Source organism: Micrococcus sp. iso_229, from assembly GCF_058072725.1.
This window is the reverse complement of record NZ_CM176514.1, coordinates 1193296-1214638: the sequence shown is the minus strand read 5'-3', so window position 1 is coordinate 1214638 and position 21343 is coordinate 1193296. Positions and strand designations below refer to the sequence as shown.

22 protein-coding genes are annotated in these 21343 nt (G+C 73.3%); 9 read left to right on the top strand and 13 right to left on the bottom strand.

Features of this window, described 5'->3' with window-relative positions; genetic code table 11:
- Positions 1–101: 101 nt before the first annotated feature.
- The 4 genes from AC3RKA_RS05690 to AC3RKA_RS05675 all read right to left on the bottom strand — a co-directional run bounded on the left by AC3RKA_RS05690 (position 102) and on the right by AC3RKA_RS05675 (position 2970).
- Complete coding sequence (locus tag AC3RKA_RS05690) at positions 102–359, bottom strand: type B 50S ribosomal protein L31 (protein WP_144824029.1); 258 nt, start codon at positions 357–359, stop codon at positions 102–104.
- 109 nt (positions 360–468) lie between these two features.
- On the bottom strand, positions 469–1311 hold the full coding sequence (locus AC3RKA_RS05685; RefSeq protein WP_489726974.1) for a TrmH family RNA methyltransferase: 843 nt from the start codon (positions 1309–1311) through the stop codon (positions 469–471).
- Positions 1304–2149: a sulfite exporter TauE/SafE family protein gene (locus AC3RKA_RS05680; protein ID WP_336264686.1), complete on the bottom strand. Its 846-nt coding sequence runs from the start codon at positions 2147–2149 to the stop codon at positions 1304–1306. The genes AC3RKA_RS05685 and AC3RKA_RS05680 overlap by 8 nt, the downstream gene beginning before the upstream one ends.
- A complete protein-coding gene (locus AC3RKA_RS05675; RefSeq protein ID WP_052520061.1) occupies positions 2146–2970 on the bottom strand; it encodes an ABC transporter ATP-binding protein in 825 nt (274 codons plus the stop codon). Before AC3RKA_RS05675 ends, AC3RKA_RS05680 begins: the two co-directional genes overlap by 4 nt.
- An 86-nt stretch (positions 2971–3056) precedes the next feature.
- On the opposite strand from AC3RKA_RS05675, the gene serB reads away from it, so the two are divergent.
- Positions 3057–3893, top strand: coding sequence for a phosphoserine phosphatase SerB (gene serB / locus AC3RKA_RS05670; protein ID WP_336264687.1), 837 nt, complete (start codon positions 3057–3059; stop codon positions 3891–3893).
- A gap of 73 nt (positions 3894–3966) precedes the next feature.
- Here serB and AC3RKA_RS05665 read toward each other — a convergent pair whose 3' ends face one another.
- Positions 3967–4725: an SDR family oxidoreductase gene (locus AC3RKA_RS05665; protein WP_002855338.1), complete on the bottom strand. Its 759-nt coding sequence runs from the start codon at positions 4723–4725 to the stop codon at positions 3967–3969.
- Positions 4726–4762: 37 nt separating this feature from the next.
- On the bottom strand, positions 4763–5509 hold the full coding sequence (locus AC3RKA_RS05660; protein WP_002855336.1) for a beta-ketoacyl-ACP reductase: 747 nt from the start codon (positions 5507–5509) through the stop codon (positions 4763–4765).
- A gap of 171 nt (positions 5510–5680) precedes the next feature.
- On the opposite strand from AC3RKA_RS05660, the gene AC3RKA_RS05655 reads away from it, so the two are divergent.
- The 3 genes from AC3RKA_RS05655 to AC3RKA_RS05645 are packed head-to-tail and all read left to right on the top strand — an operon-like array spanning position 5681 to position 7427.
- Positions 5681–6148 carry a DUF3099 domain-containing protein gene (locus AC3RKA_RS05655; protein ID WP_206396632.1) on the top strand — a complete coding sequence of 156 codons (468 nt, stop codon included), beginning with the start codon at positions 5681–5683 and terminating at the stop codon, positions 6146–6148.
- Complete coding sequence (locus tag AC3RKA_RS05650; RefSeq protein WP_206480455.1) at positions 6145–6516, top strand: hypothetical protein; 372 nt, start codon at positions 6145–6147, stop codon at positions 6514–6516. The genes AC3RKA_RS05655 and AC3RKA_RS05650 overlap by 4 nt, the downstream gene beginning before the upstream one ends.
- Positions 6513–7427, top strand: a complete 915-nt coding sequence (locus tag AC3RKA_RS05645; RefSeq protein ID WP_336264688.1) for an SURF1 family cytochrome oxidase biogenesis protein — start codon at positions 6513–6515, stop codon at positions 7425–7427. Before AC3RKA_RS05650 ends, AC3RKA_RS05645 begins: the two co-directional genes overlap by 4 nt.
- Positions 7428–7457: 30 nt before the next feature.
- Here AC3RKA_RS05645 and abc-f read toward each other — a convergent pair whose 3' ends face one another.
- Positions 7458–9056 carry a ribosomal protection-like ABC-F family protein gene (gene abc-f, locus AC3RKA_RS05640; RefSeq protein WP_489726973.1) on the bottom strand — a complete coding sequence of 533 codons (1599 nt, stop codon included), beginning with the start codon at positions 9054–9056 and terminating at the stop codon, positions 7458–7460.
- A 122-nt stretch (positions 9057–9178) separates the two neighbouring features.
- Here abc-f and ypfJ point away from each other — a divergent pair, with 122 nt between their 5' ends.
- Positions 9179–10126 carry a KPN_02809 family neutral zinc metallopeptidase gene (gene ypfJ / locus AC3RKA_RS05635; RefSeq protein ID WP_036334441.1) on the top strand — a complete coding sequence of 316 codons (948 nt, stop codon included), beginning with the start codon at positions 9179–9181 and terminating at the stop codon, positions 10124–10126.
- A gap of 108 nt (positions 10127–10234) precedes the next feature.
- Here ypfJ and AC3RKA_RS05630 read toward each other — a convergent pair whose 3' ends face one another.
- The 5 genes from AC3RKA_RS05630 to AC3RKA_RS05610 all read right to left on the bottom strand — a co-directional run bounded on the left by AC3RKA_RS05630 (position 10235) and on the right by AC3RKA_RS05610 (position 14855).
- Positions 10235–10561: a metal-sulfur cluster assembly factor gene (locus AC3RKA_RS05630; RefSeq protein ID WP_002855327.1), complete on the bottom strand. Its 327-nt coding sequence runs from the start codon at positions 10559–10561 to the stop codon at positions 10235–10237.
- A 1-nt stretch (position 10562) separates the two neighbouring features.
- Positions 10563–11327 (bottom strand): Fe-S cluster assembly ATPase SufC, encoded by a 765-nt coding sequence (gene sufC, locus AC3RKA_RS05625; protein WP_010078702.1) that lies wholly within the window; start codon positions 11325–11327, stop codon positions 10563–10565.
- A 46-nt stretch (positions 11328–11373) separates the two neighbouring features.
- Positions 11374–12612 carry a Fe-S cluster assembly protein SufD gene (gene sufD / locus AC3RKA_RS05620; RefSeq protein ID WP_336264810.1) on the bottom strand — a complete coding sequence of 413 codons (1239 nt, stop codon included), beginning with the start codon at positions 12610–12612 and terminating at the stop codon, positions 11374–11376.
- Position 12613: 1 nt separating this feature from the next.
- The gene (gene sufB / locus AC3RKA_RS05615; protein ID WP_049158418.1) at positions 12614–14086 is read right to left on the bottom strand and encodes a Fe-S cluster assembly protein SufB; all 1473 of its coding nucleotides are present in this window, start codon (positions 14084–14086) and stop codon (positions 12614–12616) included.
- 76 nt (positions 14087–14162) lie between these two features.
- Positions 14163–14855 carry a helix-turn-helix transcriptional regulator gene (locus AC3RKA_RS05610; protein ID WP_489727603.1) on the bottom strand — a complete coding sequence of 231 codons (693 nt, stop codon included), beginning with the start codon at positions 14853–14855 and terminating at the stop codon, positions 14163–14165.
- Positions 14856–14997: 142 nt separating this feature from the next.
- Between AC3RKA_RS05610 and AC3RKA_RS05605 the strand changes: the two genes are divergently transcribed.
- Genes AC3RKA_RS05605 through AC3RKA_RS05595 form a run of 3 tightly spaced genes read left to right on the top strand, consistent with a single transcriptional unit; the run spans position 14998 to position 17802 of the window.
- Positions 14998–15963 carry an ABC transporter ATP-binding protein gene (locus AC3RKA_RS05605; RefSeq protein WP_223246403.1) on the top strand — a complete coding sequence of 322 codons (966 nt, stop codon included), beginning with the start codon at positions 14998–15000 and terminating at the stop codon, positions 15961–15963.
- Complete coding sequence (locus tag AC3RKA_RS05600; RefSeq protein ID WP_336264812.1) at positions 15960–16736, top strand: ABC transporter permease; 777 nt, start codon at positions 15960–15962, stop codon at positions 16734–16736. Before AC3RKA_RS05605 ends, AC3RKA_RS05600 begins: the two co-directional genes overlap by 4 nt.
- Positions 16737–16785: 49 nt before the next feature.
- Entirely contained in the window at positions 16786–17802 is a 1017-nt protein-coding gene (locus AC3RKA_RS05595) for a COX15/CtaA family protein (RefSeq protein WP_336264814.1), read from the top strand.
- An 87-nt stretch (positions 17803–17889) separates the two neighbouring features.
- Here AC3RKA_RS05595 and AC3RKA_RS05590 read toward each other — a convergent pair whose 3' ends face one another.
- Complete coding sequence (locus AC3RKA_RS05590; protein ID WP_002855638.1) at positions 17890–18873, bottom strand: heme o synthase; 984 nt, start codon at positions 18871–18873, stop codon at positions 17890–17892.
- Between the two features lie 262 nt (positions 18874–19135).
- Here AC3RKA_RS05590 and tkt point away from each other — a divergent pair, with 262 nt between their 5' ends.
- Complete coding sequence (tkt, locus tag AC3RKA_RS05585; protein ID WP_336264815.1) at positions 19136–21310, top strand: transketolase; 2175 nt, start codon at positions 19136–19138, stop codon at positions 21308–21310.
- Positions 21311–21343 lie beyond the last annotated feature (33 nt).

The window sequence follows — 21343 nt, the reverse complement described above, 5'->3', positions numbered from 1 at the left end:
CCGTCAGCCTACGGGCGACGCGACGGGCCCCGCACCGCCCGGATCCCTCCGGGGGCGCGGGGCCCGTCGTCGTGCTGTGCGTGCGGCTCAGGCCGCCGCGGTCACTTCTTGCCGCCGAAGCCCTTGAAGCGGGCGTTGAAGCGCTCGACGCGGCCGGCGGTGTCCATGATGCGCTGCTTGCCCGTGTAGAACGGGTGCGAGGCGGCCGAGATCTCGACGTCGATCACCGGGTAGGTGTTGCCATCGCTCCACTCCGCGGTCTTCTCGGAGTTCGCGGTGGTGCGGGTGAGGATCTTCTCACCGGAGGCGAGGTCGTTGAAGATGACGTAGCGGTAATCCGGGTGGATCTCAGACTTCATGGTGCATCCTTCGTTTCAGCCACCTGATTGGGACCAGGGGCGCGAGAGGTGTGGTCAGGGGGTCCGCCGGACGGCGGGCCAGCCGCCCACTCTACCGCACCCGGGCCGGTCAGCGCGCGCGCAGCTCCCACAGCGCGACCGCCGCGGCCGCGGCCACGTTCAGCGAGTCGACGCCGGCGGGCATGGGGATGACGACGTCGGCGTCGGTCTGGGCGAGGGTCTCGGGCCGGACCCCCGGCCCCTCCTGGCCGAGGACGAGGGCCAGGCGCTCGGCGGTCCGCAGCGGCTCGATCCGAGCGGAGTCCAGGCCCACCGCCCGCTCCGTCACCTCGAGGGCGGCCACCGCGAACCCGGCCGCCCGCAGCGCGGGCAGCGACGCGGCGACCGGACCGGGCAGGCGCGCCCACGGCAGGCGGAACACCGTGCCCATCGAGACGCGGATGGCGCGCCGGTACAGCGGGTCGGCGGCCTGCGGGGTGAGCAGCAGCGCGTCCCAGCCGAGGGCGACGGCGGAGCGCACCACGGCGCCCAGGTTCGTGTGGTCCACGAGGTCCTCGGCGATGAGCACGCGCCGGGCGCCCGCGAGGACCTCGGCGACCGGCCAGGGTGCCGGGCGGTCCATCGCGGCCAGGGCGCCGCGGTGCAGGTGGAACCCGGTGAGGGCCTCGAGCACGTCGTCGGGTCCGGTGAAGACCGGGACGTCCGGATGGGCGGCGAGCACGTCCGCGAAGGACCCGCGGTAGCGGTCCCCCAGCAGGAAGGAGCGCGGGGTGTGTCCGGCGTCCAGCGCGCGGCGGACCACCTGGGAGGACTCGGCGAGGAAGACGCCGTGCTCCGCGTCGACGCGACGGCGCAGTGCCGCGTCCGTCATGGTCGTGTAGGGGGCCAGGCGGGGGTCGGCGAGGTCCTCGATCCGCTCCAGGCGCACCTCGCGGGCCCCGCCCTCACCCACCCGAGACCTGCCGCATCACCATGACCACCAGCCCGGCCAGGCCCACGATCACGATGGTGACGCGCAGCGCCGTGGGCGAGATGCGCCGCCCGATCCGCGCGCCCACGAGCCCGCCCACGAGCGAGGAGAGCGCGATCAACAGGACGGCCCGCCAGTCGATGCGGTCGAAGGCGAAGACCAGGTAGAACGCGGCGGCGGTGAGGTTGACCACCAGCGACAGCCACGTCTTCACCGCGTTGGCGTGCACGAGGGTGCCGCCCACCAGCAGCACGCCGAAGATGGCCATGAGCATGACGCCCTGGGCCGCCACGAAGTAGCCGCCGTAGATGCCGGTCAGGAACACGAGCGTCCACAGCGTCGGGGTCACGGGGCCCTCCGGCACGGGAGAGTCCGCGCCGGGGGTCGGCCCGTGGTCCTCCGCCCGACGCCGGACCCACCTCTGGATGCGCGGCTGCAGCACGACGACCGTCAGGGCCACCACGAGCAGCACCGGCGCGACGTAGCCGAACACGGCCGGGGGCAGCGTGGTGAGCAGGGCGGCGCCGATGACCCCGCCGAGCAGCGACGCGACGGTCAGCTTCGGCAGGAGCACCCGGGACTGGGCCAGCTCGCGGCGGTACCCGTACGTGCCGGAGAAGCCCGAGGCCACCAGGCCCATCGCATTGGAGACCTGGGCTGTCACGGGCGGGAAGCCGACCGCCACGAGCGTGGGGAAGGTGACGAGCGTGCCCGAGCCGATCACCGAGTTGATCGTGCCGGCCCAGAACCCCGCGAGCAGCACGAGCAGGACCTGCCACAGGTCCATGCCCAGCAGCTGCGCGGTCAGCAGCCCCGTCACCGAGCCACGGCGGTGTACCGACCGCCGGTGCGGGTCACCTTCAGGTCCGTGCCGAACGCCGCGGAGAGGTGCTCCTCGGTGAGCGTCGACTCGATGGGCCCGGCCGCCACGACGCCGCCGTCCCGCAGCAGCAGCGCATGCGTGAAGCCCGGGGGCACCTCCTCGAGGTGGTGCGTGACGAGGACCAGCGCGGGCGCGTCCTCGTCCGTGGCGAGCGCCGTCAGCTGACGCACGAGGTCCTCCCGCCCGGCGAGGTCCAGGCCCGCGGCGGGCTCGTCCAGCAGGAGCAGCTCGGGGTCGGTCATCAGGGCGCGGGCGATGAGCACGCGCTTGCGCTCCCCGTCGGAGAGGGTGCCGAACGCGCGGTGCGCGAGGCGGGAGAGCCCCCAGGTCGCCACGAGGCCGAGCGCGCGGGCGCGATCCTCCGTCTCGTACCGCTCGCGCCACGTGCCGGTGATCCCGTAGGCGGCGGTGACGACGGCGTCCTGCACGGTCTCGTTCGCGGGCACCTGGGCGGCGAGCTGGGCGGAGGACAGGCCGATGCGCGGGCGCAGCTCGAACACGTCGACGGCGCCGAGCACCTCGTCCAGCACGCCGACGTCGCCGGCGGTCGGGTGCAGGCGGGCCGCGGCCAGCTGGAGCAGCGTCGACTTGCCGGCGCCGTTCGGGCCCATCACGATCCACCGCTGCCCCGCGCGGACCGTCCAGTCCAGGGGGCCGAGGATGTCGGTCGTGCCGCGGCGCACGCGCACGCGGCGCATCTGCAGCACGGCGTCCTCATCCGGGAGGAACCAGTCGTCGGGAGGCGCGGGGGTGGTCATGGGGGCCAGCCTAGTCCGGTGAGCGGGCGCGTCGCCGATGCGACGCACGCCCGGCCGCGCCCGCACCCCCGCCTAGGATGCCGCGCATGAGCACCCTGCGCCGCCTCGTCGTCACCGCCGACCCCGCCCTCCTCGTCACGGACGCGCCCCCGGTCGGCGTGCCCGACGGCGCCGAGCGGCTCATCGACGACGGCCTGCTGGGCTGGCGCTTCGCCGCGGACGAGTGGGCGGCGGCCCCGGAGCCGGGCTCCGGGTGGGACGTGCTCACGCTGCCGGCGACGGTCGCCGCCGCACCGGCGCCCCTCGTGGTGACGGACGTGGACTCCACGCTGATCCGGCAGGAGGTCATCGAGCTGCTCGCCGCCCACGCCGGCCGCGAGGCCGAGGTCGCCGAGGTGACGGAGCGGGCGATGCGCGGCGAGCTCGACTTCACCGCCTCGCTGCACGCGCGCGTCGAGGCGCTCGCGGGGCTGCCCGTGGGCGTCGTGGCGGACGTGGTGCGGGCCATCCGGCCCACCGACGGAGCCCTCGCGCTGATCGAGGCCGTCACCGCGGCCGGCGGCCGGGTGTGCGCCGTCTCGGGCGGCTTCACGCAGGTGCTCGCCCCGCTGGCCGAGGCGTGGGGCGTGCACGCCTACTGCGCCAACGAGCTCGAGGTCCGGGACGGGCACCTGACCGGGAAGGTGCTCGGCGACGTCGTGGACCGCGCGGCGAAGGCCGCCATGCTGCGCGCCTGGGCCGAGGACGCGGGGCTCACCCCCGAGCAGGCCGTGGGTGTGGGCGACGGCGCCAACGACATCGACCTGCTCGAGGCGGCCGGCTGCGGCGTGGCCCTGTGCGCGAAGCCGATCCTCCGGGAGCACGCGGACGTCGTCGTCGACGTGCCCTCCTTCACCCCTCTGCGGTGGCTCCTCGGTCTCTGAGGCGCCCGCACCGGGATGTCACAAGGGCCGGATCCCACGGATCCGGCCCTCGTCGTCAGGGGTGTGGTGCGGTTCAGCTCTGCTGGAGGAAGTCCTCGGCGCCGCCCACGAGCTCGGTGTGGCCGACCTCGAGGTCGTCGCGGCCCACGAGGGAGGCGATCTCGGCGGCGAACTCCTCCACGGAGTAGAGCCTGCCGGCGGCCTCGCGGCGGGCCTCGATGGCACCGGGCTCGGCGCGGTTGAGCAGGGTGGCGGTGATGGTGCCCTCGATCATGTCGCCGGAGACCACCACGAAGCCCACGCCCTTCTCCGTGAACGCGGGGATGCGCTCACGCAGGGCGTCCTCGCCGGCGCGCTTGGAGCGGGCCACGGGCTCGTAGGAGTCCATCGTGGCGACCTCGTCGATGAAGTGCGCCTGGTGGGAGGTCACGAACACGATCTGCCCGCCGCCGTCCATGCGCTCGAGCGCGGCGTCGGCCAGCGCGGCCTGGGCGTCACGGTTGAGCTTCAGGGCGTAGTCCTCGCCGAACTGGGACTCCATGCCGCCCGAGGCGTTGAGCACCAGCACGTCCAGCGAGCCGAAGTGCTCCACGGCGGCGTCCAGCAGCGCGGCCCGGTCCTCGGCGACGGTCACGTCGCCGCCCACGGCCACGGCGCGTCCGCCGGCCTCCTCGATCTTCTGCACCACCTTGTTCGCGCGCGGCGCCTTCTGGCGGTAGTTCACCACGACGCCCGCGCCGCGGGCGGCCAGCAGCTCGGCGGTGGCGGCTCCGATGCCGCGGGAGGAGCCGGTGACGACGACGCCGCGTCCGGCCAGGTCCTGCTCGGTCATGTTCTGTGCTTCCTGTCTGCTCAGCGGTCGGTGGTCGTCAGTGGCCCATGCCCAGGCCGCCGTCCACGGGGATCACGGCCCCGGAGATGTACGCGGCCTCGTCCGAGGCCAGCCAGCGCACGACGCCGGCCACCTCCTCCGGGGCCGCGAAGCGGCCGGCCGGGATGGACGTCTTGTACTGGGCCTTGAGCTCGTCGTCGAGGGACTGCGTCATCTCGGTGTCGATGTAGCCGGGGGCCACGACGTTCGCGGTCACGCCGCGCGCGCCGAGCTCGCGCGTGATCGAGCGGGCCATCCCGACGAGGCCGGACTTGGAGGCGGCGTAGTTGACCTGGCCGGGCGAGCCGAGCAGGCCCACCACGGAGGAGACCAGGACGATGCGGCCGCGCTTCAGGCGCATCATGCCCTTGGTGGCGCGCTGCACCACGCGGAAGGCGCCGGTGAGGTTCGTGTCGATCACCGAGGTGAAGTCGTCCTCGGACATGCGCAGCAGCAGCTGGTCGTGGGTGATGCCGGCGTTGGCCACGAGCACCTCGACCGGGCCGTGGGCCTCCTCGACCTCGCGGAAGGCCGCGTCCACGGAGGCCGCGTCCGTCACGTCGGCCCGGACCGCGAGGACCCCCTCCGGCCCCTCCCCCGAGCGGGAGGTGATGGCCACCCGGTCGCCGTTCGCGGCGAACGCCCGGGCGATGGCCAGGCCGATGCCGCGATTGCCCCCCGTGACGAGGACGCTGCGGCCGGCGGCCTGCGCGTCCGCTGCGGGCGTGGTGGTCTGATCGGCCATGGGAACACCTTCCGGACGGGACGGGACTAGACTGGAGCACCGGCGCGGTGCCGTCGACGCCGTCCTGCGGGACGCCGCCGACGGCGGGCGCGCCGGCATGTGAACCACCACTCTACGTCCGCGGCCGCGCGGGGGCCCTCCGCAGGGCGCGACGTGCCAGGAGGATGCGCCATGACCAGCTCCGCCGCCGGCTCCCGAGCCGGCCGTCCCGCCCACGCCGGGCGCGGGGCGACACCGGAGGTCCAGGGGGTCACCACCGCCGCCGCCGGCCGCAGCGCGGACCGGGAGGCGCGCATGAGGGTCTACCTGGTCCAGATGCTGGTCCGCACCGCCTGCTTCGTCGCCGCGCTCTTCACCCACGGCTGGTGGCAGCTCGGGTTCATCCTCGGCGCGGTCGTGCTGCCCTACGTCGCCGTCGTGCGCGTGAACAACACCGGCCCGCAGCAGGCCGGCACCCTGCGTGCCGTGCCCGCCCAGGGACCGGCCCTGACCCCCCGCCCCGACGACGCGGCGGCGCCCGAGCCGATCGTGCTCACCGGCGACCTCGTGGACGACCCGCGCGACCGTGCGCCCCGGGCGCTGGGCCGAGGGTCCTCGTCCGCCGGCGGTCCCGGCCTGCCCGGACGGGGCGCCGCGTGATCGGCGCGGTCCCGGGTGAGCCGGGCATGGACCTGCTGGGCGCCCTGGCGTCCGGCCGCCTCGACCCCGCCGCCGGTGCCTCCACTGCCCGATCCCCGCACGCCGCCGCGGACGGGCCCGAGCGGCCGGTCTGCTCGCGTCGCGGCTGCGCCGCGGAGGCCGCCTGGGCCCTGGAGTGGAACAACCCGCGCGTCCACGCCCCGGACCGCGTGAAGACCTGGCTGGCCTGCGCGGACCATCGGCCCTTCCTGGACGACTTCCTGAGCGCCCGCGGCTTCCTGCGGCGCTCCCGCCCGCTCGACCCGGCCGCCACGCAGGCGCCCGAGGTCGACACGCCCGAGACCCCGCAGGAGCCCCCGCGCCCATGAGCACCCCCGCCCCCATGACGGCCCCGAACGCCCGCGACGCCGAACGCCTGCCGCCCCTGCGCTTCGGCTTCCTCGCCACCGGCCCGTGGATCCTCGGCTTCGTGGTGTGCGTCCTCTTCGCGTTCCTGTGCCACGCGCTCGCCCAGTGGCAGTGGGACCGCCGCGTGGAGGTCCAGCACCGCGTCAACCGCGTCCTGGAGAACTACGACGACGACCCGGTCCCGTTCGCCGAGGCCTCGCGGCTGTTCACCGCGTTCCAGACCGAGGACGAGTGGACGCCCGTGACACTGACCGGCGAGTACCTCGTCGACGAGACGCTCATCGTCCGCAACCGCCCCCGGGCCGGCCAGCCCGGCTACGAGGTGCTCGTGCCGTTCCGGACGGACGAGGGCCCCGTCGTCGTGGTGGACCGCGGCTGGCTCCCGGTGGGCAACAGCCCGGGGCGTCCGGACGCCGTGCCGACCCCGCCCACCGGCCACGCCGAGGTCGTGGTGCGGGTCAAGCCCGGGGAGCCGGCCCTGGACCGCGACGCCCCGGACGGTCAGGTGCCCTCGATCGACCTCGCCGAGATCGCCGACACCGTGGGCGGGCCCGTGGCCGGGACGGCCTACGGGATCATGGTCACGGAGGACCCGGCGGTGGAGCCGATGCCGCAGAAGCTCGTCGAGCCCACCCTCGACGAGGGCCCGCACCTGTCCTACGCGATCCAGTGGTACCTGTTCGCGGCCATGGGCTTCGGGGTGTGGGGGTACTCCGCGTGGATGCGCGCCCGCAACGACCGGGCCGACGCCCTCGACGACGCCGCGGACGACGGGCTGCTCTCCGCGCACCGGGTCCCCCGCGCCAAGCCGGTCCGGCGACGCGACGGGCGGCTCACGGACGAGGAGGCCGAGGACGCGCTCTTCGACTGAGCCCGCCCTCCGCCTCGGCGGCCCGCGCACTCAGGCGAGGGTGATGAGGTCCCTGTAGTCGTCGTTCCAGAGGTCCTCGACCCCGTCCGGCAGCAGCACCACGCGCTCGGGGTCGAGCGCCTCGACGGCGCCCTCGTCGTGGGTCACGAGCACCACGGCACCCTCGTACTGGTGCAGCGCGTTCAGGATCTCCTCGCGGCTGGCGGGGTCGAGGTTGTTCGTGGGCTCGTCCAGCAGCAGCACGTTCGCACTCGAGGCCACGAGCGTGGCCAGCGCCAGGCGGGTCTTCTCGCCGCCGGAGAGGACGCGGGCGGGCTTGTCGACGTCGTCGCCCTGGAAGAGGAACGAGCCGAGCAGCGTGCGCGCCTGGGTGTCGCCGAGCTGCGGGGCGGCGTGGCGCATGTTCTCCAGGACGGACGCGTCCTGGTCCAGGGTGTCGTGCTCCTGGGCGAAGTAGCCCAGCTTGAGCCCGTGGCCCGCCTGGACCTCGCCGGTGTCCGGGGTCTCCTCCCGGGCGAGCATGCGCAGCAGCGTCGTCTTGCCGGCGCCGTTGTAGCCCAGGATCACCACGCGCGAGCCGCGGTCGATCGCCAGGTCCACTCCCGTGAAGATCTCGAGCGAGCCGTAGAACTTGGAGAGGTTCTTGGCGCGCAGCGGCGTCTTGCCGGAGGCCTGCGGGGTGGGGAAGCGGATCGCGGCCACGCGGTCGACCGCGCGCTCGCCCTCGACGCCGCGCATGAGCCGCTCGGCGCGCTTGATCATGTTCTGCGCGGCGGTGGCCTTGGTCGCCTTGGCGCGCATCTTCTCGGCCTGGGCCATGAGGGCTGAGGCCTTCTTCTCCGCGTTGGCGAACTCCCGGCGGCGGCGCGCCTCGTCCTGCTGGCGCTGGGCGAGGTAGTTCTTCCACGTCATGTTGTAGACGTCCATGGTCTGCCGGTTCGCGTCCAGGTAGAGGACCTTGTTCACGGTCATCTCCATGAGCTCGACGTCGTGCGAGATCATCAGGAGGCCGCCGGAGTAGGTCTTCAGGTAGTCGCGCAGCCACACGATCGAGTCGTGGTCGAGGTGGTTGGTGGGCTCGTCCAGCAGCAGTATGTCCGCGTCGGAGAAGAGGATGCGGGCGAGCTCCACGCGGCGGCGCTGGCCGCCGGAGAGGGTGTGCAGCGGCTGGTCCAGGACGCGGTCCGGCAGGCCGAGGTTGGACGTGATCCGGGCGGCCTCGGACTCGGCCGCGTAGCCGCCGCGGGCCTCGAACTCCGCCTCCAGGCGGGAGTAGCGGTTCATCGCCCGCTCCCGCTCGGCGTCGTCGACGGCGGCCATCCCGGCCTCGGCCTCGCGCATGCGGCGGATGGTCTGGTCCAGGTCGCGGGCGGAGAGGATGCGGTCACGACCGGACTGGTCCATGTCCTCGACCTTGGGGTCCTGGGGCAGGTAGCCGATGCGACCGGTCCGGGTCACGGTGCCCGCCGTGGGCTGCCCGCCGCCGGCCAGGACCTTGGTCAGCGTCGTCTTGCCGGCGCCGTTGCGCCCCACGAGGCCGACCTTGTCCCCCTTGTCCACGCGGAAGTTCACCTCGTCCATGAGGAGACGGGCGCCCACGCGCAGTTCGACATCGGTGACGGTCAGCATGGGGGTGTCAGACTCCAGGGGTCGAGGGAAGAACAGGGGTGCACCGGCGGGGCCCGGCCGATCTCGACGGGCGGGGGCCAGTGCGGTGCCGGGCCAGTCTAGTCCGTCTACACTCTGGCCCCATGAGCTTCAACGAGAACGTGCAGATCGACGCCGGCCGGGCCCGATCGGGCGGTGGCGGCGGGCTGGGGGGCCGGGGCATCGCCATCGGCGGTGGCGGCGGCCTGCTCGCGTTGCTGCTCGCGATCTTCGCCCCCGGGCTGGCCGAGCAGCTCGGGATCGACACGGGCGGCGGGTCCGTCGGCCAGAGCCAGTACCAGCAGCAGACGGGCTCGGGCGGCCAGGGCCAGCCCCTCTCGGACGAGGAGTGCGCCAGCGGTGCGGACGCCAACCAGAACACGGACTGCCGCGTCATCGCGACCACCGAGGCTGCGGACGAGTTCTGGGGCGAGTACCTGGCGCAGTTCTCGGACATCCAGTGGCGCCAGCCGCAGCTGACCCTGTTCCAGGGCGGCGTGAGCACCGGCTGCGGCAGCGCCTCCTCGGCCACGGGCCCGTTCTACTGCCCGGCGGACGAGTCCATGTACTTCGACACCGCGTTCTTCGAGACGCTGCAGACCGACTTCGGCGCCGAGGGCGGGCCGCTGGCGGAGGAGTACATCGTGGCGCACGAGTACGGCCACCACGTCCAGCAGGTCACCGGCTACCTGCAGCACTCCAAGGACGGGACCACCGGCCCCACCTCCGGCGCCGTGCGCGCGGAGCTGCAGGCCGACTGCTTCGCCGGCATGTGGGCCGGGCACGCGGCCTCCACCGTGGACCCCGAGTCCGGTGAGTCGTTCCTGAAGCCGATCTCGCAGGACCAGCTGCGCCAGGCCATCGACGCGGCCTCCGCCGTGGGCGATGACCGCATCCAGTCCACCCACACCGGTCGGGTGGACCCCGAGGCGTTCACGCACGGCACCTCCGAGCAGCGCATGGCCTGGTTCATGCGCGGCTACCAGAGCTCCCAGCAGGAGCCGGACATCCGTCAGTGCGACACGTTCCGGGCCTCCTCCCTGGACATCTGAGCCGGGAGCCCCGGGGCGCCTGCGGGCCCGTCCGCACTCCCCCACCACGACGGCGGCCCGTCACCTTCGCGCAGAAGGTGACGGGCCGCCGTCGTCGTCCGGGCCGGATCAGATGTTGAAGCCGAGGGCGCGCATCTGGTCGCGGCCGTCCTCGGTGATCCGCTCGGGGCCCCACGGGGGCATCCAGACCCAGTTCAGCCGCCACTCGTCCACCATGGTGCCGATCGCGCGGGAGACCTGGTCCTCGATCTCGTCCGTGAGCGGGCAGGCCGCGGTGGTCAGGGTCATGTCCACGAGCAGCGCGCCGTCGTCGGCGTAGTGCAGCCCGTAGAGCAGGCCCAGGTCCACGACGTTGACGCCCAGCTCCGGGTCGATGACGTCCTTGAGGGCCTCACGGATGTCCTCCGTGGGCGCCTGGTTCGTGGTCTCCGTCATCTCAGGCCCCCGCCGCGGCCTTCTCGAAGCGGGCGTAGCCCTCGGCCTCGAGCTGCTCGGCGAGCTCCGGGCCGCCGGACTCGGCGACGCGGCCGTCCACCAGCACGTGCACGTGGTCCGGCTTGATGTAGTTGAGGATCCGCGTGTAGTGGGTGATCAGCAGGGTGCCCATCTCGTTCTGCGCCTGGGCGCGGTTGACGCCCTCGGAGACGATGCGCAGCGCGTCGACGTCGAGGCCGGAGTCGGTCTCGTCGAGGATCGCGAACTTGGGCTTGAACAGCTCGAGCTGGAGGATCTCGGCGCGCTTCTTCTCGCCGCCGGAGAAGCCCTCGTTGACGTTGCGGTTCATGAACGCCGGGTCGATCTGCAGGGCCTCGAAGGCGCCCTTGACGTCCTTGGTCCAGGTGCGCAGCGAGGGGGCCTGGCCGTCGAGCGCGGTCTTGGCGGTGCGCAGGAAGTTGGTCATGGTGACGCCCGGGATCTCCACGGGGTACTGCATGGCCAGGAAGAGGCCGGCCTGCGCGCGCTCGTCGACGCTCATCTCCAGCACGTCCTCGCCGTCGAGGGTGATGGAGCCGGAGGTGACCTCGTAGCGCGGGTGGCCGGCGATGGTCGAGGCCAGGGTGGACTTGCCGGAGCCGTTCGGGCCCATGATCGCGTGGGTCTCGCCCGTCTCGATGGTCAGGGAGAGGCCCTTCAGGATCTCCTTGGGGCCGTTCTCGGTCGCGATCTGCACGTGCAGGTCGGTGATCTGCAGGGTTGCCATGGTGGTTCTCCTCGGGTGGAAGGCGGTGGGGTCTGCGGGGCGTCGGTCAGAGCTGCGCGATGCGGAGCTCGTCCTCCATGACGGCGGTCAGCTCGTCCTCGACGTCGCCGATGCCGATCTTCTGGATGATCTCGTTGAGGAAGCCGCGCACGATCAGGCGGCGGGCCTCGGTCTCGGAGATGCCGCGGGCCATCAGGTAGAACAGCTGGGTCTCGTCGAAGCGGCCGGTCGCGGACGCGTGGCCCGCGCCCTCGATCACGCCGGTCTCGATCTCCAGGTTCGGCACCGAGTCCGCGCGCGCCCCGTCGGAAAGCAGCAGGTTCTGGTTCTTCTCGTACGTGTCCGTGCCCTCGGCCTCCTTGCGGATCAGCACATCGCCCACCCACACGGTGCGCGCGTCCGTGCCCTGCAGGGCGCCCTTGTAGAGCACGTTCGAGACGCAGTCCGGCTGGTTGTGGTCCACGAACAGGCGGTTCTCGAGGTGCTGACCGGCGTCGGCGAAGTACAGGCCGTACATCTCGGCCTCGCCGCGCTCCGCGGCGAACCGCGCGGTCGGGGTCAGCCGCACCACGCCGCCGCCGTAGGACACGGCCACGTGCTTGAAGTGCGCGTTCGTGGCGACCGAGGCCTGCTGGGCCGAGACGTGCACGGCATCGCCCTCCCAGGCCTGCAGCGCGACGACGTTCAGGCGGGCGTCGCGGCGCACGTCGAACTCGACGTTCTGGGCCAGCACGGCGGTGCCGCGGTGGGCGATCACGACGTCGGCCTGCGCGTTCTCCTCCACGAGCACGGTCAGGTGCATCGCGGCCGGGTCGGCGGAGGAGCCGACGACGTCGATGCGCACCGGCTCGGCGACCTCACCGGAGATCGTCACGACGGTGGCCTCGGAGACCGAGTTCCAGGCCGCGGCGGACACGCGGTCGTCCGGGGTCAGGACGGAGCCGACGCGGGCGTCGTCGCGGGTCACGGTCTCCACCGTGACGCCGGCCTGCTCGGCCACGGTCACGGCGGGCGCGGCACCGGTCAGGCGCGCGTCGTCGCCCTCGGGCAGGTGCAGCCCGCCCAGGCGCTTGAGCGGGGTGAAGCGCCAGTCCTCCTCGCGCCCCGTGAGCACGGGGAAGTCGGACAGCTCGAAGGAGCTGAGGCGATCGGCGCGCGAGCCCGCGGCATTGCGCTCCCGGCCCCCGGCCCGGGCGGCCGAGTTCTGTGCGACGGTGAGCTTCTCGCCCTCCTCGCCCATGCCCGGGATCATGGTCCGCTGGGTGTTCTCCACGGTGTCGGTCATGTCAGCCCACCGATCCTTCCATCTGCAGTTCGATCAGCTTGTTGAGCTCGAGCGCGTACTCCATGGGCAGCTCGCGGGCGATCGGCTCGATGAAGCCGCGCACGATCATGGCCATGGCCTCGTCCTCGGACATGCCGCGGCTCATGAGGTAGAAGAGCTGCTCCTCGGACACCTTCGAGACGGTGGCCTCGTGGCCGAGGGTCACGTCGTCCTCGCGGATGTCGATGTACGGGTACGTGTCGGAGCGGGAGACCGTGTCCACGAGCAGGGCGTCGCACACCACCGAGTTGGCGGAGCCGTTCGCGCCCTCGGCGATCTGCACCAGGCCGCGATAGGCGGCGCGGCCGCCGCTGCGGGCCACGGACTTGGACACGATCGAGGAGTTCGTGTGCGGGGCCATGTGCACCATCTTGGAGCCGGTGTCCTGGTGCTGGTCCTTGCCCGCGAACGCGACGGAGAGGGTCTCGCCGGTGGCGTGCTCGCCGGTCAGGTACACCGCCGGGTACTTCATGGTCACCTTGGAGCCGATGTTGCCGTCGATCCACTCCATGGTGCCGCCGGCCTCGACCACGGCGCGCTTGGTCACGAGGTTGTACACGTTCGTGGACCAGTTCTGGATGGTGGTGTAGCGCACGCGGGCGTTCTTCTTCACCACGATCTCGACGACGGCCGAGTGCAGCGAGTCGGACTGGTAGATCGGGGCGGTGCAGCCCTCGATGTAGTGCACGTACGAGTCCTCGTCCGCGATGATCAGCGTCCGCTCGAACTGGCCCATGTTCTCCGTGTTGATGCGGAAGTAGGCCTGCAGCGGGATCTCCACGTGCACGCCCTTGGGCACGTACACGAAGGAGCCGCCGGACCACACGGCCGTGTTCAGGGAGGCGAACTTGTTGTCGCCGACCGGGATCACGGTGCCGAAGTACTCCTCGAAGATCTCCGGGTGCTCCTTGAGCGCGGTGTCGGTGTCGAGGAACACGACGCCCTGCTCCTCCAGGTCCTCGCGGATCTGGTGGTAGACGACCTCGGACTCGTACTGGGCGGCGACGCCGGCCACGAGACGCTCGCGCTCGGCCTCGGGGATGCCCAGGCGCTCGTAGGTGTTGCGGATGTCCTCGGGCAGGTCCTCCCAGGTCTTGGCCTGGCCCTCGGTGGAGCGCACGAAGTACTTGATGTTGTCGAAGTCGATGCCCGACAGGTCCGGGCCCCACGCCGGCATCGGCTTGCGCTCGAAGTACTTGAGGGCCTTGAGGCGCAGGTTGCGCATCCACTCCGGCTCGTCCTTCTTGCCGGAGATGTCGCGCACGACGTCCTCGTTCAGACCACGCACGGCCTTCTCGCCGGCCGCGTCGGAGTCGGCCCAGCCGTACTGGTAGGCGCCGATGGCGTTGAGCTCGGGGTTCTTGTCGAGGATCTCCTGGATCACGCCGGGGTCGGCGGTCTCCGCGGAGTCCCGCTGGACGATCTGGTCGGTCATCTCAGCCTCTCTCACTAGTCACTGCGGTCGGGGTCGGTCGGGTGGTCGGCGGGAGCCGGGGCGAGGCCCGCGCGGCTCAGTCGCGGCCCAGCGGCACATGTGTGGTGCACACGTGGGCACCGGCGGCGAGGGTCGAGAGCCGGCGCACGTCCACCTCGAGCAGGCGGGCGAACAGCGCGGTCTCCTCTTCACAGAACTCCGGATGGCGGGCGGGAATTCCCTGGAACGGGCAGTGCCCCTGGCAGACCTGGTCCGCGCGGAGGGTGGGCGCCAGGCCCGCGCCGAAGTGGCGCAGCGTGCCGGCGTAGCCGGCCTCGTCGAGGACCCGCGCGAGGATCCGGGTGCGCTCCTGGAGCGCGGTCTCCCGGCCGCCGACGGCGGCCGTGAAGCGCTCCTCGATCTCACGGAAGGCGTGGCGCGCGGCGCGGCGCACCTCCTCCTCCCCGCCGAGCTGCTCGAGGCGGGCCAGGGTGTCCAGGGCGACGGCGAGGTGGTCCTTGGGCAGGTGCTCCTGCGCGTGCGAGGTGACCACGTAGCGGCGGGAGGGCCGTCCCGCGCCGCGGGCCGCGGTGACCCGCTTGACCTCGACGAGCGAGTCCTCCTCGAGCGCGTCCAGGTGGCGGCGCACGGCGGCGGCGGTCAGCTCCAGCTCGCGACCGATCTCGGCCGCGCTCACGGGTCCACGCGTCAGGACCAGCTGCAGCACACGCTCGCGCGTGCCCTCGGCCGGGGCCGGAGCGGGGGGCGACGCAGACTGATCCGAATACACCACGCCATCATGACCTATTGATCTGGAACGGTTCAAGTGAGGATCGCCTGGCTTGATGACGCCCGCGGCGGAACCCGCGTCAGACCGGGCGCCCCCGGCCCCACGAGCCGGGGGCGCCGGTCCCGAGGACTAGACTGACACAGTGCCCCGACCTCCCCTGACCCCGGATCCCGTGCCGCGCGACGAGCCCGTCCTGCGCCTGAGCGACGTCCACCGGAGCCTCGGCCGCGGCCGGTCCCGCACCCCCGTCCTGCGGGGCGTCGACCTCACCGCCCGTGCCGGCGCCGTCACGGTGCTGCTCGGCCCCAACGGGGCCGGCAAGTCCACCACCCTCGGCCTCTGCCACGGCATGGACCGGCCCGACGCCGGCACCGTGCGCGTGTTCGGCGCAGACCCGTGGCGGGCCTCCGCCGACCTGCGCGCCCGCATCGGCGTGATGTGGCAGGAGGGCGGCCTGCCGCCCGCGATCCCCGCCCGCCGCTTCATCGGCCACGTGGCGTCCCTGTACCGCGACCCGCTGCCCGTCGAGCCCCTGCTGGAGCGCCTGCTGATCGCCGACGTCGCCGGTCGCCCCCTGCGCCGCCTCTCCGGCGGCCAGCGCCAGCGCGTCGCGCTCGCGGCCGCCCTGGTCGGCCGGCCGGACATGCTGTTCCTCGACGAGCCCACCGCGGGCCTCGACCCGGAGACCCGACCCGTCGTGCACGACGTCGTGCGGGAACAGACCGACCGCGGCGCCGCCGTGCTGCTGACCACGCACCTGCTCGACGACGCCGAGCGGCTCGCGGACGACGTCGCCATCCTGCGCGCCGGTCGCGTGGTCCGCTCCGGCCCGCTGGCCGAGCTCACACGCGTGGCCGAGGGCGACGTCGTCGACGTGGACTTCGGCGACGCCTCCCCCGACGCCGTCCGCGCCTGGGCCGACACCCTGCCCGCGCCGCTGCGTGCGGCCGGCCTCGACGAGTCCGCCCGCCTGCGCGTGGCCGGCGTCCGCGGCCCGGACGACTTGGCCGTCCTCGCGGCGAGCTGGCGGGAGCACGCCCTGATGCCCACCCGATTCGAGCGCGCCGGACTGCGCCTCGAGCAGATCCTCCGGGAGACCGCCGCATGAGCACGCCCGTCGTCGACCACCGCGCCCCGGCCGGCACCGGAGCCCACGCGGGCGCCGCCCCGCTGGCCGCCCGCGTCCTGCGTCAGGCCGGCTATGAGACCGGCACCGCGCTGCGCAACGGCGAGCAGCTCCTCGTCACCGTGGTGTTGCCCCTGCTCGCGCTCGTGGGCGTGCACGTCACCGGCCTGCTGGACGCCCCCGGCCGCTCGGGCCTGGACGTGGCCGTGCCCGGCGTGCTCGCCCTGGCCGTGATCAGCTCCGCGTTCACGGCCACCGCGATCGCCACGGGCTTCGAGCGTCGCTACGACGTGCTCGCCGCCCTGGCCACCACCCCGCTGGGCACGCTCGGCCTCGTCGCCGGCAAGGCCCTGGCGGTGGTGGCCCTCCTGCTGGTGCAGGTGAGCGTGATCGGCGGCGTCGGCCTGGCGCTCGGCTGGCGCCCGGACCCCGAGGGGATCCTGCCGGCCCTCGCCGCCCTGGCGCTGGGGGCCGCCGCCTTCACGGCCCTGGGATTGCTGCTCGCCGGCACGGCCCGGCCGGAGGCGACCCTCGCCGTCGCCAACCTGCTGTGGGTGCTGTTCGGCGCCGTCGGCGGCACGGTGTTCCCCGCCCGGGTGCCCGGCGTGGACCTGCTCCCCTCCGGCGCGCTGGGCACGGCCCTGCGCGCCGCCCTCCTGGACGGGGCCTGGTCGCCCGTCCCCCTGCTCGTGCTCACCGTGTGGGGCGCCGTGGCCGTCGTGGCCGCGCTCCGCTGGTTCCGCTGGCGGCCCTGAGCCGTCCCCCGTCCCCCGTCCCCCTGCATCGAACGATCGGAAGGACACCGTGTCCACCACCACCCCCGCGGCCCGGACCGCCCCGGCCGGGCTCGCCGCCCGCCTGCCGCAGCGCATCACGAAGGCCACCATGGCCCTCGCCGTGGCGTCCCTGGCGTCCGAGATCGGCATCATCGTCACCGGCGGCGCCGTGCGCCTCACCGGCTCCGGCCTGGGCTGCCCCACGTGGCCCAAGTGCACACCCGAGTCCCTCACCAACACCCCGGAGATGGGCATCCACGGCTACATCGAATTCGGCAACCGGACGCTGACGTTCGTCCTGGTGGTCATCGCCGCCGCCATGTTCCTCTCCCTGTGGAACCTGCGCGGCACCCACCGGAGCCCCTTCTGGCTCTCCGTGGGCCTGCTGGCCGGCATCCCCGCCCAGGCCCTCGTGGGCGGCGTCGTCGTCCTGACGCATCTGAACCCGTGGTGGGTGGCCGGTCACTTCATCGTGTCCTCGATCATGGTGGCCGTGGCGACCCTGCTCGTCGTGCGCATCGCCGCCGAGCGCCGCGCCGGCCGGGCGGGGGTGCCCCTCGTCGACGGCGCCACCACCGGCCGGTCCCGCGCCGCCGCCTGGGCGGCGTTCGCGCTGACGTGGGCCGCCGTGTACCTGGGCACCGTGGTGACCGGCACGGGCCCGCACTCCGGTGACCCCGGCTCGCCGCGCCACGAGTTCGACCCGCTGCTGGTCACGCGTGCCCACGTGGTCCCGGTGTATCTGCTCCTGGCGACCGCCCTCGTCCTGTTCTTCACGGTGCGCCGCGCGGCCGGTGCCTCCCGCCTGCAGCGCGCCGCCGTGCTGCGGCTCCTGCTCGCCCTCGTGTTCCAGGCCGTCGTGGGTTACACCCAGCACTTCACGGGCCTGCCGATCGGCGTGGTCCTGCTGCACATGCTCGGCTCGGCACTGCTCGTGGCGTCCGCGACGGAGACCTGGGACCGCCAGGTCGCCCGCTACGTCACGGCCGGGCCGGGTGTCCCGGTCGAGGCCGCCGCCCCCACGCGCACCGTCGCCGCGGGCTGACGCCCCGCCCACACGAACGGCCCCGCACCGGCAGGTGCGGGGCCGTCGTCGTCTGCGTCCCGGGGAGCGCCCGGGGCGGACCGGCGCTCAGGCGCCGAAGTGCATCAGCGGCGCGCCCACGAACGGGTCCACGGCCAGGGCGATGAACAGCAGCGTCAGGTAGGTGATGGAGAGGTGGAAGACCTTCATGGCCTTGCGGTCCTCGAAGTCCTCGCGCTGGGCCTGCACCTGCAGCACGTGGGACTCCCAGATGAACCAGCCGCCGACGACGAGCGCGACCGCGGTGTAGACGATGCCGGCCCAGCCCATCGGCACGAGCAGGAGGGAGCAGGCCACGGTGGCCCACGCGTACAGCACGACCTGGTTGGAGACGTGGCGCGCGGAGGCGATGGCGCCGAGCATCGGCACGTCGGCCTGCTGGTAGTCGCGCTTGTACTTCATGGACAGCGGCCAGTAGTGCGGGGGCGTCCACAGGAAGACCACGAGGAACAGCACGATGGCCGGCCACTCGACGGTCCCGCGCACGGCCGCCCAGCCGATCAGCACGGGGAAGCAGCCGGCGATGCCGCCCCACACGATGTTCTGCTCCGTGCGGCGCTTGAGCACGAGCGAGTACACGACCACGTAGAAGAAGATGGCGGCCACGCCCAGGCCGGCCGCCAGCCAGTTGGCGCCGAACCCGAGGATCAGGATGGACACGACCGTCTGCACCCATGCGAACACGAGGGCCCCGCGCGGGGTGACCTCGCCGGTGACGAGCGGCCGGTTCTCGGTGCGCTTCATGACCCGGTCGATGTCCCGGTCGATGTAGCAGTTGAAGGTGCCGGAGGCGCCGGCGGCGAGCGCACCGCCGACGAGCGTGGCGATCATGGTCAGCACGTCCGGGAAGCCGCGCTGCGCGAAGATCATGGTCGGCAGCGTGGTCACCAGCAGCAGCTCGATCACCCGGGGCTTCGTCAGCTCGACGTACGCCCGGACCTTGCGGCGCAGGGGCAGCGGGGACCGGTCGACGACGCCGGGCTCGGCGGCGGCGACGCGGGCGGCGGACGGCGACTCCAGGGAGGATGACATCTGCTTCTCACGGTGAGGGGACGGTGGGCGTGCCCGTCCCGGGGTTCGGATCGGCCACTCGGGCGGTCCGCCTGCGGGCAGGCCTTGAGCCAGTCTACCCGTGTCAACGGCCGTTCGCCCGGGGGCGATCGATGTCACGGGGCGCCCGGTCGGGCCCGCCCCGCCGTCGCGCGGCTAGGCTGGGACGACGGCCCCGCGCCGCGACGCCCCGGCGTCGGCCGGGGTCGCGCCCCGACGCTCCCGATCCGCCAGGAGAGAACCCGTGACCGACGCCGCGCAGCCGTCCACCCCCCCGACCCTGAACCGGGTGGCCCCGGCCCGCGGGTTCGTCTACTCGGAGCAGGACCGCCGGATGGTGGACACGCTCAAGGCGCTCTCGGCGGACGCCGTGGAGAAGGCCGGGCACGGCCACCCCGGCACCGCGATCTCGCTGGCCCCCGTGGCGTGGCAGCTGTACCAGAACGTCATGCACCTGGACCCCACGGACGACCGCTGGGAGGGCCGGGACCGCTTCATCCTCTCCGCGGGCCACGCCTCGCTCATCCAGTACCTGCAGCTGTTCGCCGCGGGCGCCGGGCTCGAGATCGAGGACATCCAGGCGCTGCGCACCGAGGGCTCCAGGACCCCGGGCCACCCGGAGTACGGCCACACCCACGGCGTCGAGGTGACCACGGGTCCGCTGGGCCAGGGCCTGGCGATGGGCGTCGGCTTCGCGTACGAGCAGCGCCGCGTGCGCGGGCTGATGGACCCCGACGCCGCCCCCGGCACCTCCCCGTTCGACCACCACGTGTTCGTCCTCGCCTCCGACGGGGACATCCAGGAGGGCGTCGCCGCCGAGGCCTCCTCGCTGGCCGGGCACCAGGAGCTCGGGAACCTGGTGGTCGTCTACGACGCGAACCGCATCTCGATCGAGGACGACACGGACGTCGCGTTCACCGAGGACGTGGCGCGCCGCTACGAGGCCTACGGCTGGCACGTGCAGGAGGTCGACTGGACCAACGGCGCCCAGGGCCACGCCGTGACCGAGTACACGGAGGACGTGGAGGCCCTGTACGACGCCCTCGTGGCGGCCAAGGCCGAGACCGGCCGGCCCTCGCTGATCAAGCTGCGCACCGTGATCGGCTGGCCCTCCCCCACGAAGCAGAACACCGGCGGCATCCACGGCTCCAAGCTCGGCACGGACGAGGTCGCCGGCCTCAAGGAGGGCCTCGGGCTGGATCCGACCAGGTCCTTCGACGTCGACCCCGAGCTCCTGGCCGGCGCCCGGTCCATCGCCGAGCGTTCGGCCGAGTACCGCCGCGGCTGGGAGGCGGCGTTCCAGGCCTGGCGCGAGGCGCACCCGGAGAACGCGCGCCTGTACGACCGACTGGCCGGACGAGAGCTGCCCGCCGGCTTCGCGGACGCGTTCCCGTCCTGGGACGCGGACGAGAAGGGCCTGGCCACGCGCGCGGCCTCGGGTGAGGTGCTCACGGCCCTCGCGCCGGTCATGCCCGAGCTCTGGGGCGGCTCGGCCGATCTCGCCGGGTCGAACAACACGACCATGAAGGGCGAGCCCTCCTTCATCCCGGCCCGCCGCTCCACCGCCACCTGGCAGGGCGACGAGCACGGCCGCACCCTGCACTTCGGCATCCGCGAGTTCGCGGCCGGGGCGATCGTCAACGGCATCACGATCGGCGGCCTGACCCGCGCGTACATGGGCACGTTCCTGACGTTCTCCGACTACATGCGCCCCGCCGTCCGCCTGGCCGCCCTCATGGGCACCCCGAGCACGTACGTGTGGACGCACGACTCCATCGGCCTCGGCGAGGACGGCCCCACGCACCAGCCGGTGGAGCACCTGGCCGCGCTGCGGGCCATCCCCGGGCTCGACGTCGTCCGCCCGGCCGACGCCAACGAGACCGCGTGGGCGTGGCGGACGGTGCTCGAGCACCGGGACCGCCCGGCCGGCCTCATCCTGTCCCGGCAGAGCCTGCCCGTGCTCCCCCGGGACACGGACGGCTTCGCCCCCGCCTCGGGCGTGGCCCGCGGCGCCTACGTCCTCGTCGACGCCACGGATGCCGACGGCGCGCCGACGCCGGCCCGCGCGCTGCTGATCGCGACCGGTTCCGAGGTCTCCGTGGCCGTGCGGGCCCGCGCGCTGCTGCAGGCCGACGGCGTCCCGACCCGCGTCGTCTCCGCCCCGTGCCTCGAGTGGTTCGCCGAGCAGGAGGAGGCCTACCGGGCCGAGGTCCTGCCCGACGGCCCCGACGCCCCGGTCCGCGTCTCCGTCGAGGCCGGCATCGCGATGCCGTGGTTCGAGCACACGGTGACGGCCTCCTCCCCGGGCGCCCGCGTGAGCCTCGAGCACTACGGCGAGTCCGCCGACGGCGCCCGCCTGATGGAGAAGTACGGATTCACCGGCGAGCACGTCGCCGAGGTGACCCGCGGCCTCCTCTGAGGCCCGGCGCCCACGGCGCCCCGAGCACGTCCA